13 protein-coding genes and 2 pseudogenes are annotated in these 16565 nt (G+C 35.3%); 7 read left to right on the top strand and 8 right to left on the bottom strand.

Features of this window, described 5'->3' with window-relative positions:
• Window positions 1-41: 41 nt before the first annotated feature.
• From PVK79_RS14160 to PVK79_RS14175, 4 genes are all read left to right on the top strand, one after another.
• The gene (locus PVK79_RS14160; RefSeq protein WP_257326007.1) at window positions 42-278 is read left to right on the top strand and encodes a helix-turn-helix domain-containing protein; all 237 of its coding nucleotides are present in this window, start codon (window positions 42-44) and stop codon (window positions 276-278) included.
• Window positions 279-525: 247 nt separating this feature from the next.
• Window positions 526-2484, top strand: a complete 1959-nt coding sequence (locus PVK79_RS14165) for an AbiJ-related protein (RefSeq protein ID WP_257326008.1) — start codon at window positions 526-528, stop codon at window positions 2482-2484.
• On the top strand, window positions 2471-3313 hold the full coding sequence (locus tag PVK79_RS14170) for a hypothetical protein (protein ID WP_257326009.1): 843 nt from the start codon (window positions 2471-2473) through the stop codon (window positions 3311-3313). The genes PVK79_RS14165 and PVK79_RS14170 overlap by 14 nt, the downstream gene beginning before the upstream one ends.
• An 838-nt stretch (window positions 3314-4151) precedes the next feature.
• The gene (locus PVK79_RS14175) at window positions 4152-4664 is read left to right on the top strand and encodes a hypothetical protein (protein WP_257326011.1); all 513 of its coding nucleotides are present in this window, start codon (window positions 4152-4154) and stop codon (window positions 4662-4664) included.
• 85 nt (window positions 4665-4749) lie between these two features.
• On the opposite strand, the pseudogene PVK79_RS14180 reads toward PVK79_RS14175, so the two are convergent.
• The 3 genes and pseudogenes from PVK79_RS14180 to PVK79_RS14190 all read right to left on the bottom strand — a co-directional run.
• Window positions 4750-5528 (bottom strand): annotated as a pseudogene (locus tag PVK79_RS14180) (IS256 family transposase); the annotation flags it as partial.
• Between the two features lie 31 nt (window positions 5529-5559).
• Window positions 5560-6719 (bottom strand): IS3 family transposase gene (locus PVK79_RS14185; protein WP_257324972.1). Its coding sequence is split into 2 segments (ribosomal slippage): window positions 5560-6446 and window positions 6446-6719, totalling 1161 coding nucleotides; the frame shifts between segments, so codons are not numbered across the junction.
• Window positions 6720-6783: 64 nt separating this feature from the next.
• Window positions 6784-7266 (bottom strand): annotated as a pseudogene (locus PVK79_RS14190) (transposase); the annotation flags it as partial.
• Between the two features lie 789 nt (window positions 7267-8055).
• Between PVK79_RS14190 and PVK79_RS14195 the strand changes: the two are divergent.
• The gene (locus tag PVK79_RS14195) at window positions 8056-8577 is read left to right on the top strand and encodes a hypothetical protein (RefSeq protein WP_257326013.1); all 522 of its coding nucleotides are present in this window, start codon (window positions 8056-8058) and stop codon (window positions 8575-8577) included.
• Between the two features lie 27 nt (window positions 8578-8604).
• Window positions 8605-11340: an ATP-binding protein gene (locus PVK79_RS14200; protein WP_274803908.1), complete on the top strand. Its 2736-nt coding sequence runs from the start codon at window positions 8605-8607 to the stop codon at window positions 11338-11340.
• A 73-nt stretch (window positions 11341-11413) separates the two neighbouring features.
• On the opposite strand, the gene PVK79_RS14205 is transcribed toward PVK79_RS14200, so the two are convergent.
• The 4 genes from PVK79_RS14205 to PVK79_RS14220 all read right to left on the bottom strand — a co-directional run bounded on the left by PVK79_RS14205 (window position 11414) and on the right by PVK79_RS14220 (window position 13996).
• Window positions 11414-11986: a MiaE family protein gene (locus PVK79_RS14205; protein ID WP_257326016.1), complete on the bottom strand. Its 573-nt coding sequence runs from the start codon at window positions 11984-11986 to the stop codon at window positions 11414-11416.
• A 101-nt stretch (window positions 11987-12087) separates the two neighbouring features.
• On the bottom strand, window positions 12088-12717 hold the full coding sequence (locus tag PVK79_RS14210) for a sulfotransferase (RefSeq protein ID WP_257326375.1): 630 nt from the start codon (window positions 12715-12717) through the stop codon (window positions 12088-12090).
• A complete protein-coding gene (locus PVK79_RS14215) occupies window positions 12710-13621 on the bottom strand; it encodes a type 2 periplasmic-binding domain-containing protein (RefSeq protein ID WP_257326017.1) in 912 nt (303 codons plus the stop codon). Before PVK79_RS14215 ends, PVK79_RS14210 begins: the two co-directional genes overlap by 8 nt.
• On the bottom strand, window positions 13622-13996 hold the full coding sequence (locus PVK79_RS14220; RefSeq protein ID WP_257326018.1) for an MAPEG family protein: 375 nt from the start codon (window positions 13994-13996) through the stop codon (window positions 13622-13624).
• 469 nt (window positions 13997-14465) lie between these two features.
• On the opposite strand from PVK79_RS14220, the gene PVK79_RS14225 reads away from it, so the two are divergent.
• Window positions 14466-15815, top strand: coding sequence for a DUF2254 domain-containing protein (locus tag PVK79_RS14225; RefSeq protein WP_257326019.1), 1350 nt, complete (start codon window positions 14466-14468; stop codon window positions 15813-15815).
• A gap of 8 nt (window positions 15816-15823) precedes the next feature.
• Here the strand turns inward: PVK79_RS14225 and PVK79_RS14230 are convergent, their stop codons facing one another.
• Entirely contained in the window at window positions 15824-16534 is a 711-nt protein-coding gene (locus PVK79_RS14230; protein ID WP_182740524.1) for an SIMPL domain-containing protein, read from the bottom strand.
• Window positions 16535-16565 lie beyond the last annotated feature (31 nt).

Consider the following 16565-nt stretch of genomic DNA (forward strand, 5'->3'; position numbering starts at 1 on the left):
TCAACATGAAAATCTAATCATTTTGCCTTGAGGAAAATCAGGTGAGTGATTTAGTTAAAAATTTTGGTGAAAAACTACGAGAAAAACGTAAAGAAGCCGGCTATTCGCAAGAAGGGTTTGCTGCATATGTAGGTATAGAGCGCGGTAATTATGGAAAGATGGAAAGAGGGAGTGTGAATATTAAGCTCGAAACCCTTTACAAGCTGGTAAATGCGTTAAATTGTGAGTTTGAAGAGCTATTACCGCCAAGGAGAAAGTATAAAGTTGATCTAGATTAGTCAAAACTAATCTCTAGGGTTACAAATGTTGGTAATCAACGAGATTTAGATACTGTATAAAGTCTTCCTGATGTTGATAGCATCTGGAAATATGGAAAAGTTGTGCATCATCAAGCACTATTGTCATGGATTTCTATTCTCGTATTGTTGGTTTGTATACACCAGTAGAGTATGAAAATTCTTCAATAGAAGTGTTCGGCTGGAGTTGACTAGAACATTGAAAAGCATATTTATAAAGGAATAAATAATGAGAGAATCAACTAGAGAGAAAATTTTAGATTTAATTATATCAACAAATGGCTCATTTGATTTTGCAAACAACAGGGATGAAGGGATTGTTCCATTTTTAAATGAAATATGGAACTTAAAAGAAATGCCTTCTGAAGACGAAAGGTTTAGTAATGCTGAAGGGGATATAATTCAGCATACAATAAATAATGATGATTGGGATTTATATGAGTTATTTAAAAATCGCTTACAGATTCTCAAAGACGAAGTCAAATTTATCAAATTCGTCGAAGTTTTTTTACACCCTAAATATCAGGAAAATAGCTCTCAGTCTTACTATTTTATCGAGAAAATTTCTGGTTTATTAGAATTAGATAGTTTAACTCTAGCAACGATAAGCTATGTTGGTGATTATCCTATTTTAGAAGTAACTAAACTACAAACCTTGGACAGACCAACTGATGTCCCCAAAAATAACATCCCATTTTATGTAAAACCTTACCCTCATTTGAATTTACATCGATATATAAGTCGTTTAGAAGTTGATACTGAGAAGCCGAAAAAGTATTTTTTACTTGTAGCTGATAATTGGGATGATAACTTTAGATTTCTCACGTCTTTTAGTTTAGTTTTTTTTGATAATGGAATAAAAGTAAGACTAGGTAGTCTAAAAATAGCAACAAGCAAGAACAATGAGACCTCAAAAGTAATTCCTGAGCAATTCTACTACTTGGAAGAAGGGTATGTTTCACTAGGCCAAGAAAAAGAATACTATGATAATTTATCAAAAGCTTTCGGTAAAAATATATTGTCTGTACTTTATGCATTAAAGGACGCTGCATTTTTTACAGAGGTTTCTGAAGAGTTCGAAAACAAAGATATTTTCAAGTTATCTTTAATTAGAGAAGATGATGTCGAAAGGTTGCATAGAGTCGCGAAGCCTATGGTTGATGGCGCAGATATGGATAACCTTTATTCATTTACATACGATTTCCTGCCTAAGTATTCAAAAACAAGTGTAGATATTCCATTTTTATTCTCAACAGATAACATTATACCAAAACGTATGATCACTTTGATAGGTAGGAATGGAGTGGGTAAAACCCAACTACTGACAACATTACCATTGGAAATAGCTCAAGAAAAAAGTTCTCGATTAAGGCCTCAGAAGCCAGTTTATAGTAAAATCATCGCTGTTTCGTATAGTCCATTTGATAATTTTGAGCTGCCTAAAAAAACGTCTAACTTTAACTATATTTATTGTGGTTCAAGAGATGAAAAAGGTGACTTGAGAAGTAGGCAAGGGCAGCTTCAAAAGTTTCATCATACTTGGAAAAGGATAACTAAATTAGGTAGGCTGGATAAGTGGAAAAAAATTATCTCTAACTTTCTTGACGAAGAACTCATTGATTTGTTTATTAAAATTGATCTAGAGGATAATGAAAAATTATATTTTGATCTAATGGGTTTTACGAAAGCAAGAGAGTCTTTAAGCTCAGGTCAGTCTATTGTTTTATTTGTCGTATCTGAAATAGTTGCAAATATTAGATTAGACAGCTTATTGCTATTTGACGAACCAGAAACGCATCTTCACCCAAATGCTATTAGTCAGCTTATGAACGGAATTGCAGACCTTATAGAAGAATTCGAATCATATTGTGTAATTGCAACTCATTCACCAATAATTATTCAAGAAATGTTCGCTAGAGACGTTTTAGTCTTATCGAGATCAGAAAACCTTCTTTCAGTGAACAATATTGGTGTTGAATCATTTGGAGAGAATTTATCAATAATAACTGAAGAGGTATTTGGGAATAGGGCGATTCCAAAGAGTTATGAGGCAACAATAAAAAAATTAGTCAGAAAATATCGAACTTACGATAGGGTAATTGAAATAATGAAAGAAGATAGCTTACCGTTAAGTTTAAATGTTCGTTTATATCTTCAGAGCTTGGTGAATTCATATGTTAAAAATTAAATGTAGTGATGAAGATTCTTATTCTTTTTATAGAGATATTGTTAAATCAAAAAGGAATACAGAAAAAAAACCAGATATTAAAGAGAAGCTAGAAGCTGTTAAACATAGCCAAGCTTTGCATTATGAAGAATACGATAAAGCTTTTCAGGTTAATTCACTAGAAACTATTACAGAAAAAGAAAACACTGAAGTAGTAAGGGCATATTTACAGTCTTTATATGATTATAGGAATAAAAAGATCCAGACTTTAAAGAATACTTTAACAAAACATCCTCACTATAAAAAGCACATTCTTAACACATGCCAAAATTGCACTATAAACGAAGTTGACTCAATGGATCATATACTTGGACAAGCTTCATATTCCGAGTTATCTGTCCACCCCAAAAACCTATTTCCATGTTGTACGTATTGTAATAGAAAGAAGTCAGCCTCTTTTACTGATGATGCCGGAAACAGACTTTTTCTAAATCTTTTTTTAGACGATTTACCAAAATCTCAGTACCTAGAAGTTACCTTTGATTTAAATTGGATGCCAACGTTCTCTCTTAAGCAACCCAATGATATACCAGATAACTTATTTAATTTGATTGTAAGTCATTACGAAAAACTTGATCTTCTTGATAGATTTAGAGGAAGCAGCAGTGAAATTATTAATACACTTAGCTCAACCATAAGAATTTTTAAAAATGATGATTTAAATATTGAAGAAAAAATTAATGAACAGTGTGGTGATTTGGCAAAGCTCTTAGGCTACAACCACCGTAAAGTGGTGATTTATCGCAAGCTTGCTTCTTCTAAAGATTTTATTAAACAATCCATTGAGTAATACATTTATTCAGAAAACGTTCTTATATATTAAATCATTTTATTAAATAGTCCGATACCGTCTAGTATCGGACTATTTATTTGAAATTCTTATAATAAGCTAAAAGTGTATACACAGTATGTACATCGTTGACTTTCAATTAAAAACATACTAATCAATAGTTTAACTTCATATTTTATATAAAATACACATGTTAACTATATACTCCATCTAGTATTGGACTTAGCACCCATATAAACACACCCCAGTTAAGGTTATTAATTGATAGCCTATAATTTATATTATGTTAAATATAGTGGATTTTATAAGTAACAACCTAATTACCGTGATTAATAAACGCTATTTTCCCTACTTGCATGCAAATTTAGGTTAAATCAGTTACACCAATTTCAAACACCTAACTCACACATAACTAACTATTAATGGCTGGTTGTTTAACTTTGATTCTAAACGCACTTTAAAAGCTGTTTTATATTAGCTGACTTTGAGCACTGCTCATTTACACCCAACTATAATGAGCTGCCGATGTTTAAACTTTACCGGCAGCTATGATGGTATTTAACCCTGGCCTAGCTCTGCCGTGATCATAAAATCTTGGTACGATATTTTTACTTGGTTGCCTATATAAGCAAACGTATTTGGTTTTTGAACAGCGTTCATTAGTTCGTGTATTTGCTCAATTGCCAGTGGCCAGTTAAGAACTTTTCAACTTGAGTGCTGCTAACTTTGCTGCTGTTACTGAAATTTCAACCATATTTACTTACTAATCATTTTTAACTTTACATAATTATATTTGTAAACCATGTTTATATTAGTTACTAATGTAAAGGAGTACGATATGAAACTTATTTCTATTATTGCTGTTACATCTATACTTTGTGGTTGCAGTACATACTTTAAAAAATCCTATATATCTATTGCCATAAAAATGAACAAACTGTTGGTACGCTCTTTGTTTGGAAGCCAGATACCAGTGCTGCAAGTTATCTTAAACGATCCAGATGGAACAATTAGAGCTTGCATGCAAACTGCATTAGCTATTAAAACAACCGATAGCAAAGGTGAAGCAACTATTTCAGAAGCTATTTTGAATTTGTCCAAAACTGCCGCAAGTGTCTCAACTAGTCAAGGCACTAGTTCTGAAAAAGCGCTTGCGCTGGCTGAGTTATCTGGTTCAATTAAGCAAACTGCAAATATTTTAACAACAACTACTGAACGAACTGCTTTTTTGAACATGGGATTATTTTATATTTGCCAACTATCTGCAAATAAATCAATATCTGAATCTACAACTCTACAATTAACATCTGAGCTTATTAAACAAACCGTTACAATGCACAATAAAGAATAAAATTTTTGAGTTTAAGCCAGTTAATATCATTTTTAAAAGTAATAAAATCATATTAACGGTAACCCCCTACTCCGGCGAGTTATTGTCAAATCTGGTGTATGAGCTCATCTTGATGCTCTGTTTGATCTTGAGTTATTCTTTCGCCGTCTTTAAATTTTACCCCTGTAATTACTTCAGCCAGTAGCTTAAATCCTCGCAAGCGGTACCATTTTTTCTCTGCCGACTGCGCGAGTTTAAAAACCATCATTAAGGTGGTTGTCCGGCTGCCACAACTCTTCACTTTATGCGTTCTCAGCCTTACCGTCGCAAAGGTAGACTCTATCGGATTATTCGTTCTTATGTGCATCCAATGCTCAGCAGGATAATCATAAAATGCCAGCATTTCATCTTTATCCTTCATCAAGCAATCCGTCGCTTTTGGGTATTTGACTGAGTAATTTTTAACAAATAAATCATACGCTTTATAAGCAGAAGCTCGACTCTCTGCCATCCAGATATCTTGTAAATTCGCTTTGATTTTAGGTTGCATTGATTTCGGCACTTTGTTTAGCACATTCGCGATTTTATGCACCCAGCAACGTTGATGTTGGGTTGTTGGCCATACTTTGGTGAGGGCATTCCAAAACCCCAGCGCACCATCCCCTATGGCCAATTTTGGTGGTATTGTTAGACCCTGTGAGCGCAGCTGATTTAACACTTCAGTCCGGCTCTGCTCAGACTCACGAACCCCGTCAACCACCGCCAATAGCTCCTTTCTGCCAGTTTCATCACGCCCATAATCACCAGTAAGCACAGCTTATCATCCATTCGAATTTTGCTGTAAATCCCATCGGCCCAGATATACACATATCGACGTTTAGCCAAGGTGTAATGGTCAACAAATTCTGTAGAGATTCTAAGCGGCATTTTTTAATTCATTATATTTCTGATGTGGCGTCATATAATTAAGCGTAGAATGCCTACGTTTGTAATTGTAAAACTGAATATAACTGTCCACCTCACTTATAACTGAATGATGATTTATAAATGACAGGCGATTCAGTCGCTCTGTTTTTAAACTTCTAAAAAATCGCTCCATTACTGCATTATCCCAACAATTACCTCGACGACTCATACTTTGTGTTATAGTTAGTTGTGATAACCGAGCTCTAAACGAGGCCGCAGAATACTGACACCCTTGATCGGAATGAAACATCAGTTGATTAAAAACCGGCTGTTGACGCTTAATAGCATTATTCAATGCTGCTATAGCCAATTCAGCATTTGGGCTTGTTGATAAGGCATACCCTACAACTTCCCTCGTTGATAAATCTAACACACAGGCCAAGTAACTCCACCCTTGGTGATTCCTAATATAGGTAATATCACCGACCCAATGCGTGTTATGTGAATCAGGGTTAAACTCTCGTTTTAAGAGGTTCTGTGCGTACTTATGTTCATCACCTGAATTAGGGTAGTAATGTTTTTTCTTCGGCCTGATGGCTTTTATATTCAACTTTTTCATCAGTGCCGCTGTTTTATATATTCCAATCGTATGATTTAACGCATTCAATTCAACGTGCACTCTGCGTCTACCATACGTATAACCGGAATCGTCAGCGATAGATTCAATTAACGCCAGCAGTGCCTGCTCTGACTTATTTGGCGTGACTGGCGCATAGTAATAACTACTTGTACTGACTTCTAAAGCACGACACAACTCAGATACCGTATAGCTTGGGGTCGCTTTCTTCAACGCTTTAATTACTTTAAATTTTGATTGTCGCGAATGAAGAAAGCGGTGGCTTTTTTTAATATATCATTATCCCTTAAAGCGCGCTGTAGCTGCTTCTCTAGCAATTGAATACGTTGCTGCTCAGGTGTTAGTGCTTGTACATTTCCCGGGCTCTTACCATCTAGCTCAGATAGATATTGTTGCTTCCAACGTGATACTGCTGACTTTCCTGCGCCAGACATTTCTTCAATTTGCTTATTGGTATAGCCTTCTTCTACCATTAATTTGGCATATTCAAGTTTCTGCTGTGCACTGAGTGTGACTTTTGATTTTCTGGTCATATTGATACCTTTTCGGTTTAGCTCATTTTACGCTATAAACCTCTCCAGTTTCATTAGACCATTACAAGGAACGCTTAGACCACTGCTGATACTCCGTTTCCCAGGTGGATTTCAACCGAGAGACACTATTGGCGGACAACCCTTTGGCTTGCTCGCCTAAAAGAGACACTAAAGCGGGCTGCATATCACCCGTCGAAATCCCTCGTAAATAGAGCCATGGGAGCAGCTCTTCGATATTTTTTGTCCGTTTTAGATAAGGCGGGATCAAGGCACTATTGAATTTAATACCTTCCTTTTTTCGATCCCTGACTTTAGGTATTTTTACTTCAATATCACCGAGGCCTGTTTGGATCGTACGCTCAGGCTGGTGACCATTTTTGACGATCCGCTGAAGTCCCTCGACGGTCTCATGCTGGTATTGAGCCAATAAAACAGCCAGCTCAGCCTCAATCGCTTGAGCTAACAACTGCTGAGCCCCGCTTTTAAGCAACTGCTCTAACGGATTGTCTGGTTTTTCAATGGAAATAACATTATCATTTTCAGTCATTGCGATGTCTCTCTGGTTAATTGTTGATCCGGTCAAGATCAATCATCGCAATGACTTTTTCTCATACACCAGAAACGACTATAGCTCTACTCCCGGCCACTATTGGATTGTTTCTGCATTAACTAAATACCAATAGAATAACCTGCAGATGCGAGTTTGTCTGAAAATTTCATTTAAAAGTCTTTATGCTCATCATGAGTGATATAGCTCCAAACTAATGCCGTATTCAATATTCGTGATAGTTATTTACATAGAGTGACTAATAAGGGTCTTTATTTCTTCAAATATCATTTTTTCAGAAGTCATGCTAAATTAATTCTATGCAAAATTTTTTGCTAAATAACATTATCGATAATATCGATGATGTTGACTTCGGTATTTTAGAAAAAGTAAAAAGAAAAGTTAGCAGTAAATAATGATAAAGGTTTACTACATGTAGCTATTGTATTCACATACATAAGAACACTCCGTGTTGTGGACAATTGTTAGTATCTACCTTAAAAAATATTCACTGGAACTTTATTTATGCATTTTGGCAGTTGAAATAGATGAAGTTAATAAAACTAGCTCAGAACTTCTCCAACTAATATTAGTGATTAGTAGCTAACACTTTAGTTGAAAAAGTTTTAGAGAAATTACTTTATAAAAATTTGCCTACAAGACGTGAACTTCTGATGTGCAAAAGTTAACAACAATACTGACTCAAAAGCTTTTGACTGTCATGAGTGAGGTATTTGTTGATACTGTTGCAGATGGATCGTTGTCTATGGCGTAAAAAAGGATATTAATATGCTTAAAAATACATTTAAAATTGCAACTTTACTGTGTGCAACATTAACGATTTGTAATGTTGCAGCTCTTGCTCCTCAAGCAGATCGTGCAGTTATTCAATATATGAGTGCAGATATTTTACTACCAGATAATTCATTGCTTAATGTTGATATGAGCTTTGATTGTGGTAGTGACTTTTCTAAAACGGCGATGATTATAACCAGTGATGCAGGTGCGCATTTACTTGCTACTGCATTTGCAAGTATGTACGGCAACGCAGCAGGTGATCAGGTTTTGCATAGTTGGAACACTAAAGTAAATGAATCTGACCCTCGAAAGCCTACATTTCTAGTTGTAACTCCTCCTGAAAATGCTCATGAAAATTGGTATAAAAGTACTATATCAAAAGGGGTTAAAAAAACGTTGAATTATCAAGCGGAATCATTAACATCTGAACATTCTGATGATTTAAACGTAGAGTTACCAATTGTAAAGCCATATTGTGGTTCTAGAGATCACAGGCCAACATCGGCACAATAATGGTCACTAGGAAATGTGTAAGCCAATTTGATTGGTAATAATAATAAAATGGACACCATTATGAACAAGTTACTATTTTTAATCTTCTTTATGTTGAGTAGCACTTATTGTTTTGCATTTAACATGCAGCATTTGAATGCCGCTACCCAAGATAATAACAAGAATATTTATTTTTCTTCACATGATGGTGTCTATCGTTTCGATGGTAGTCATTACCTAAACCTTTCGAGTATCTCTATTTTACCTAAGCGTTGGACAAGTGATGTTATCTTTCAATCACCAGGTTATTTGTATATAGCCTATAAAGATAAAGAGGTGTGGCAATTTAATCTAAATACGCTTGAAGCCGTTAAACTTAGTGATATCGCAGCTAGAAAGCTGGCAGTAAATAATACATATTTATTTATGTTAGCTAGAGAGCAATTAACGTTACTTGATCTAGAAACATTTGAAGTTACTGAGCCGCTTGGTAAAAAAGATAAGATGTTTGATGTATCTGCCTCAGCCAACCATGGGTACATTATGGCAAATGACGGTGTCTACGTGATTAATAATAGGAGTGTACGATTAATTGATGACACACATGTTAGTGACGGAGAGCTAGTTGCTACACCTTACGGAGTGATTTATTTTTTAAATGATCATATGACATCATATTCATACTTGAATGACATAAAAATTGTTAATGACGACATTACAAGTGCAAGACATCTGCGCTTTTCACCTCCATATTTTTTGTATTATGTAGACCGTGGCTCTATAAACCAAGCTGAAATAACACAACTATCAGTGTTACAAAAAGGCATAAACTCCCATCCTCAAGCATATAAAGACTTGTTTGTTGATGATGAACAAAATTTATGGGCATTAGATGTTAATAGCTTTGAGGTCGTTTCATCTAAGGTCAGACTCGATCGTCTTTCAATTGCTTCGATTTACAATGTGATCGCAACAGTAAATGGTAAAACCTGGATAGGCTCTGATAACGGGCTTTATATTTACTCTGACGGTCACTATTCTGCTCTTAACAATTTGAATCAGCAAATCTCAAAACTTGGTTTTTCTGTCACTGCATTACAGCAAGAAGGTGACACGCTGTTCGTTACTACTAATTTAGGTGCATATGCTATTAACTTGACTACACAGCTTGTTACTCAGTTCTTTAAAGGTTATGTAATTAACTTAGCAGTTATTAATAAACAGATTTACTTATCCACAAATGATGAGGGAGTTCAAATATTTGATTTAGCCCTTTCGCAACTCGATTCAGGGTATATCAATAAATTTCTATCGCATAAGACTGCTTGGGCAACTAAAAACCTTGGAGGTATACTCTATATTGCTAATGAAAAGGGGTTGATATCTTTTAATCAACGGGGTGATGCCTCGATTGAACTTGAAAAATATGCACCTATCGCAGATATTCAATTGTTAGGTAATACACTTTATGCTGCAACTTACGGCAGCGGTTTATTTAGAAAAATTAACGGTCAGTGGGAATCTATTGTAAGCCCGCTATATATTAATGAGCTACATTCATTGAGCCAAGAGCTCTATTTATCTACTAACCATGGTATTCACAAGTTTAGTATGGATGATGCTTACACTAATCTTTTAGAAGGTACAGGAGATCATTCTTTTACACCAAATGGAATATTAAGTATTAGTGATAAAATTGTTGCGGTTAGCAACCAAGGCGTAATAAGAGTTGAAAGAAAAAAGCAAGAAACTATACCAAATAGTCGTATTAGTTATATAAGAACAAACACTAAAACGTACTTAAATCCAGAAACGTTAAAAGTGAATAACTCTGGCTGGCTTGATATAGCTTTGACTAATTATAGCTACACGCTTAGCGATCACATTAATTATCAATACCGCTTAAATATGAGTGAATGGCATGATATCCCTACCCCATTAATACAATTAAATAAGCTAAACCCTGATAATTACACATTAGAATATAGAAGCAAAGTTAATGGAGGTATGTGGAGTAAGCCACAGTCTTTCAATTTTTTTGTAAGTGGGCCTTGGTATAGCTCAAATAGTGCTTTGTGGTTTTATGCTTTAATACTAATTAGCTTATTTTTAGGTGTTGCTAGCTTTGTATTCTTTTGGTTGCAGAGTTTTCACCGTGTTTTTAAGTCACATCAAAAGCAATTACAGCGTGAAGGGCTAAGTGTTGCTGCTATAAACTTAGCAAACGGCATAGATTTATGTGGCGGAGATCAAATAATGGTATGTAAAGGCCTTGATAAACTTAAAAAAGCACATGAAATTTTAAGCCCTATTGCTAATAGCCATGCAAGCCTTGGGCAGAACGACTTGGCTACAGCGATTGATATGCTACATATTAAATGTTTATCAAGGGATGGTATTGAGTCGGAATTCAATATCACGCTTGGTAATGAAGTTCTTACTAAACAATTACAGTGTGATATTTATGCGGTGTTATACCATGCTGTTGAGAATATATTTAAACATGCAAGTGCAACTAAAATAACAGTTCACTTAAATAAGATCGGTAACAAGTTAATATTGCAGGTACTAGATAACGGTAAAGGCCTATCAATGTTTACCCGCTCTATAAATTTTGGCCTAGGTTATTACGTGATGAATAGTATTGCAAAAGAATATAAACTGCCTATTAAGCGAAGCTCTAGCAGCAAAGGGACTAAGGTAGTAGCCCAATTTCCAGTGATCTTACAACCAAAAAAAATTCAAAAAAGTGAGTTACATACAAGCAAATATCAGCCAAATTAATGGCTGAACATATGGCAGCTGTTGCTGCTCAGCGGTTATACACTTCAACGTGCACTATCAAGCGCTGATCTGATTAATGCAGCGCCGCAGTAAATGGAATGTTTTTACATATTTCAGCTTCAGCGATAAGAATTTCTTCTAATCGTGCATCGACCTCATTTTTATCAAAATATTCATAAGCCAGCTCGACAAATAAGTTCTTATGTTTTTCTTCCGATTTAGCTATTGCCACATAAAAATCTTTTTCTTTGCCGATTGGTAATGCTTGTGCAACTAAAGAGAAACGCTCGTGTCCCCTCGCCTCAATTACGGCACCGACTAATAATCTATCCATTAAAAACTCGTCGCGGCCATTTCTAAAAATCGCGCGAATTTTTTTTACGTACGGATCTTTTTGGTCGTTACCTAAGTTAACATCACGATCAAGCAATAGCTTTAATACTTGTTTAAAGTGGATCATTTCTTCCAGTGCTAAATCGGTCATTGCTTTTACAAGCTTGCGGCGATCTGGATAATGCGACAACATCGACATAGCCATACCGGACGCTTTTTTTTCTGCAGCGGCATGATCTTGTAAAAAGGTGTCAAAGTCTGCCATCACAGCTTCGGTCCATGCAAATGGAGTGTGGTATTTTAATTCGAACATAAATATTTTACCTAAAAACTAATGGCGAGATTTTAACGCAATTGAACTACAAAATCTTGTTACAGCAATAATTTTTAATCACCTTGAGTAGTTACTTCTTATCAAGATGTTGGGTATAGATATTTATCGATTTTACCATTTGCTGTTGATGCAACTTTTAGTGGATGTTTTATTGCATTCCAAGCTGTTACCTTGCCGCCAATATTCATTTTTTCAAACTTTGTCAGTTCAGTTTGTAATTGCAAAAAATCACAAAGCTGATTAAAACTGTTTGGATGGGCTATATCTATTGATAAAAAGTCAGCTGCTCGCTTAGCAAAATAGTTATGTGCAGCACTTTTGTGTTGCTCATAGCATTGTTGCAAATAGGCATCACTGTGTAATTCATCTATAGAAAAACTGCCAAAGGTATGCAGATAACAACGCTTAATATGTGGGTTAAAACCCCCATCCTCTCGCATTAAGTTGGTGTGCATTCTCAGTAATAATTGGCGAATTGAAGGCAGCCACTTTTCTGCTTCCCGCTCTAAATAGATAAATTTAGCACCTGGATAAAGTGAATCTAAATATTCGTAATCATTAAAAATTGGTGTGTCAGCAATCACTTGCGCTTGGTTAAAACATTGCTTGTTATAGGCTGTATGGGCACAACTAAAACCAAGTTGTAAAAATGCATGGCATACACTGGTTGTGCCCGTACGAGGTAGGCCAATTATAAAGATTTTAGTTATTGGATTCATAATGACTTATGGAACTGAATGCTTTTTCTGGAGTAAACCATAATGCACTGTTGTTAATAGGAGTTAAGTGAGGAAGATGTGTATTTTCTAATTTTATAATCATTTTTTCTTGTAATTTTGCGCTTGCAATAATTTCAGCGAAGTGGCGATTAAATAATTTATCAAACTCACCATTTTGATGTGCTTTTTCTAGACCAGTTTGAATTGCATTATGTAAATCATCGCGCTGCGAGTTAACAAAAAAGTAGATCGCTGCTGGATAATAAAATACGACATTCGGTACAGTAGTAATGTGATCGTTTGCATCAAGCTGCCTTAATTCCCAATCAACTTCTAAAATTGAGCGGGGAAATGCATCCCCACGTCCTTTAACAAGCATATTAAATAAGGAGTCATAACTTGTTGATGTTGAAACTTGAAAACCGTTATCGCTTAGAATTACCGTGTCTGGCCAGTCATGTCCTTGAATAAAATAAAGCTTTTTAAGTTCAGATGGCATTTTTACGGCTGTAAATAATGAAAGTTTGTCTTCAGTAGTTAGTAGTAAACGCCAACCATATAAACCTTTATAAATTGGAATTCTAATAGGCTTAAACAATTGCTCTCTTTCTATACTTGTCATTGACCATACTACATTAACCAGTTCACCGTGTTCTAGCTCTTTTAAAGAACGGCTTTGTACCATTTTTATCGATGATTGTAAGGTATGCGCTTGACCACTATATTTTAGTGCAAGTTTGAGTAACTCTAGCGGATACCAATTATCTAGTTCGTATTCACGCTCTGGCTTAGGATAAATAACATTCAGTGTATGACGCGTATCATTATGATCAACAGCTGCACTAACAGGATTTACTATCAATGATGTAGAAAGTGCAAGCCATGTACAAAACATTTAGAAAAAACGACCGAGCAGTAACGCAATTGCACTTAACGCGAGGGTTGCAAAGGTTGATAGCATGCCTATAACTCTAAGCTTTAAGGTATTATCATTAATCGCAATGCAGTGGCATACGCGACCAAATACTAATAAAGTACCTAAAAGATGGCAATAATGACTGCTTAAACCTTGGTACTCTGCTAAAAAGATAAGGATCAGCGCGAAAGGTACGTATTCAATAAAATTACCATGAGCTCGCGTTGCTCTTAGTAGTTGTTGGTTATCGTTAGTACCTAATGATATTTGATTTGCTTTTCGCACTTTTACAACATTTATACTTAAATAAATATACATAAAAGCTAATATGGCTGCGTAGAAAGATATGATCACAATAAACCTAATTTTTATCTAAGAGTTTATAAGAACTTGTGTATTGCCAAGTCCCCTAATAATTCGTATTACTATACAACTATTGTTATTTAAATAACAAATGATAATCAACCTCAGAAAACAACATCACTTATTTTAACCTTTGTATGGTCTTGCTACTGAGATTAATAGAAAGACCTTATACAGCGCCCTCTTAATAACGTCTGTTATTTATACGATTTCGTCGCATATCAAGTAATAAGCTAATATTGTAGTCAAAAAACTCAGTGCGAACCGTAAAATTCAACATCTTGCTGCCCACGATTAGAAGCGCATATATTATAGATTTTAAACCTGTAGCGGATAAAAAATTCGTTCCTATTGGCACCGTTACTATTAATTATTAGACCTGCAACAAAGTTTGTTGTTAAGCTTACTGCATAAACTAGCTGTTGTTGGTGCAACAACTAAGTCATCTTAGGGTTCATATATGTTTACTCCGCGAAAATTTGCCGATAATTACCGAGAATTAGTCAGTAGTATTGGTTTCTATCCATCGTTATTATCGGTGATATTTTTATTGTTTGCAGTACTTGTTACCACAACAGAGTACACCTCTTTTGTTATGGAGCTTAAGTCACTGCTTGAGGTATTATTAGTCGATAGCGAAGAAAATGCACGAACGATTCTAAGTACATTAACCGGCAGCATTATTTCGCTAACTGTTTTTAGTTTTTCTATGGTTATGGTGGTACTTAATAGTGCCAGCGCAAGTCTATCACCTAGAGTATTACCGGGGCTTATAACGCGTAAATCACATCAACTTGTTTTGGGGTTTTATCTCGGCAGTATTATTTTTTCAATCGTTATGCTGATCAACATCCGTACTATGGATAATGGTGAAATAGGAATTCCTTCATTGGGCATACTTTTTTCACTTGTTTTTGGCCTGATATCGTTAGGCTTTTTTGTATTTTTCATCCATTCAATTTCAAGGGCTATTCAAGTCGATAACGTATTAAACGACTTATATAAGAATACTAAAAGTGAATTGAAATCGATTATTAGCATGCAAAAAGATAACCCTATCGATGTATTTCCTGACTTTGACGATTGGTCTAGTATTTCAAGTAAAACAGAAGGTTACTTTAAAGGCGTGAATAGCGATAAACTATGTGCCCTTTGCCAACAACATGATATAAAAATTTATGTTGTAGTTAAGCAGGGTTTTTTTACTGTTGAAGGCTATCCGTTTTTAAAATGTAATCATGATTTATCTGATAACGAGCAACTCCTTGAAGATTTACTTAATTGCTTTATTTTTTATATCGAAGAATATGTAAGTGACAATTATCGGTTTGGAATGACACAGATCTCAGAGATTGCAGTGAAAGCGATGAGCCCGGGTATTAACGATCCAGGTACTGCGGTAAAGGCGATCGATATGCTCAGTATTTTACTCATTGATCGATTAAGCATTTATAACGTTAATTACTCTTTAAAACATAGTGATGATAAACAGCCACTGTTATATTTCCATGAAACATCATTTGATGAATTATTGCATGATAACTTCACGCCAATCCGCAACTATGCAAAAAGTGATGGTTATGTGATGAATAATGTACTCGAAGCGTTCAAAAACATTTTGTTCAGAACCCACCAGAACAGTAAAGCAGCGCAGAGTCTATTTACTTATTTAGATGCTATTATCGATGATGTAAATGAGAATATTAGTAATCAGTATGATCGCGACCAAATAATTAATATGCTTAATGCTATCGCGAGAATCTCCCCTGAAATGGGAGATAAATTGGTGGCGAAATTTCGCCACCAATGAGTTGAGTGTTAATTTTTAATTAGATAAATTGCATAACTGTCTGCTGAAATTGTGATTTCGCCAGCATGATAGGCATCAGGCACGAAATTGCCTGAATTACTGTCTGACAACATGGTTTTTTCAGCACGCATATAAGGTTGAGCTGATACGTTCATAGGGGCATTTGAAGCACTATACAAACCTTTGAGTTCTACGTCGTATTCAGCTGCAAATTCTTTTGCCGCTGATTTTGCATCTGCAATTGCCATTTTTTGCACTTTCTTTTGCAATGACTCGTAACGACTCGATGTGAACTCAGTTTGATTTATTTCATTAATGCCTGCGTTTACTAAACTTTGCAACAGTAATGGATATTTTGTTACATCCGTCAGTGTGAGTGAAAGTGTGCGACTAACTCGGTAACCAATAAAGTCTTGTTTACCTGTTTCACGGTTGTATTGATTTTCTCGGTTAATTGAGATTTGTGAACCATAAATACTTTTTTCATCAATCCCCTGCTGCTTTGCTAATTTAATCGCTTTAGCCATAGTTTGATCAGCTTTTTGTTTAGCGCTCATCAAGTCCTTATCAACTTCAACAATTGCAACGCCTAACTTTACATTATCGGCAATAGTGGAGATTTGCGCTTGGCCTTGAATGTAAATGTGTGGGGCATCTGGTGTACTGGCTGCAAATACATTGAAACTTAGAGTCGCGGCTAACAATGGTAAATAACGCATACATATCCTTAATAGTTTTAATAACGTTATT

The organism is Pseudoalteromonas rhizosphaerae, assembly GCF_028885455.1.
GTDB lineage: Bacteria > Pseudomonadota > Gammaproteobacteria > Enterobacterales > Alteromonadaceae > Pseudoalteromonas > Pseudoalteromonas rhizosphaerae.

Coding starts and splice junctions, on each gene's coding strand:
- PVK79_RS14165 (WP_257326008.1), top strand. CDS start 526: ATGAGAGAATCAACTAGAGAGAAAATTTTAGATTTAATTATATCAACA.
- PVK79_RS14170 (WP_257326009.1), top strand. CDS start 2,471: ATGTTAAAAATTAAATGTAGTGATGAAGATTCTTATTCTTTTTATAGA.
- PVK79_RS14175 (WP_257326011.1), top strand. CDS start 4,152: ATGAAACTTATTTCTATTATTGCTGTTACATCTATACTTTGTGGTTGC.
- PVK79_RS14195 (WP_257326013.1), top strand. CDS start 8,056: ATGCTTAAAAATACATTTAAAATTGCAACTTTACTGTGTGCAACATTA.
- PVK79_RS14205 (WP_257326016.1), bottom strand. CDS start 11,986: ATGTTCGAATTAAAATACCACACTCCATTTGCATGGACCGAAGCTGTG.
- PVK79_RS14215 (WP_257326017.1), bottom strand. CDS start 13,621: ATGTTTTGTACATGGCTTGCACTTTCTACATCATTGATAGTAAATCCT.
- PVK79_RS14225 (WP_257326019.1), top strand. CDS start 14,466: ATGTTTACTCCGCGAAAATTTGCCGATAATTACCGAGAATTAGTCAGT.
- PVK79_RS14230 (WP_182740524.1), bottom strand. CDS start 16,534: ATGCGTTATTTACCATTGTTAGCCGCGACTCTAAGTTTCAATGTATTT.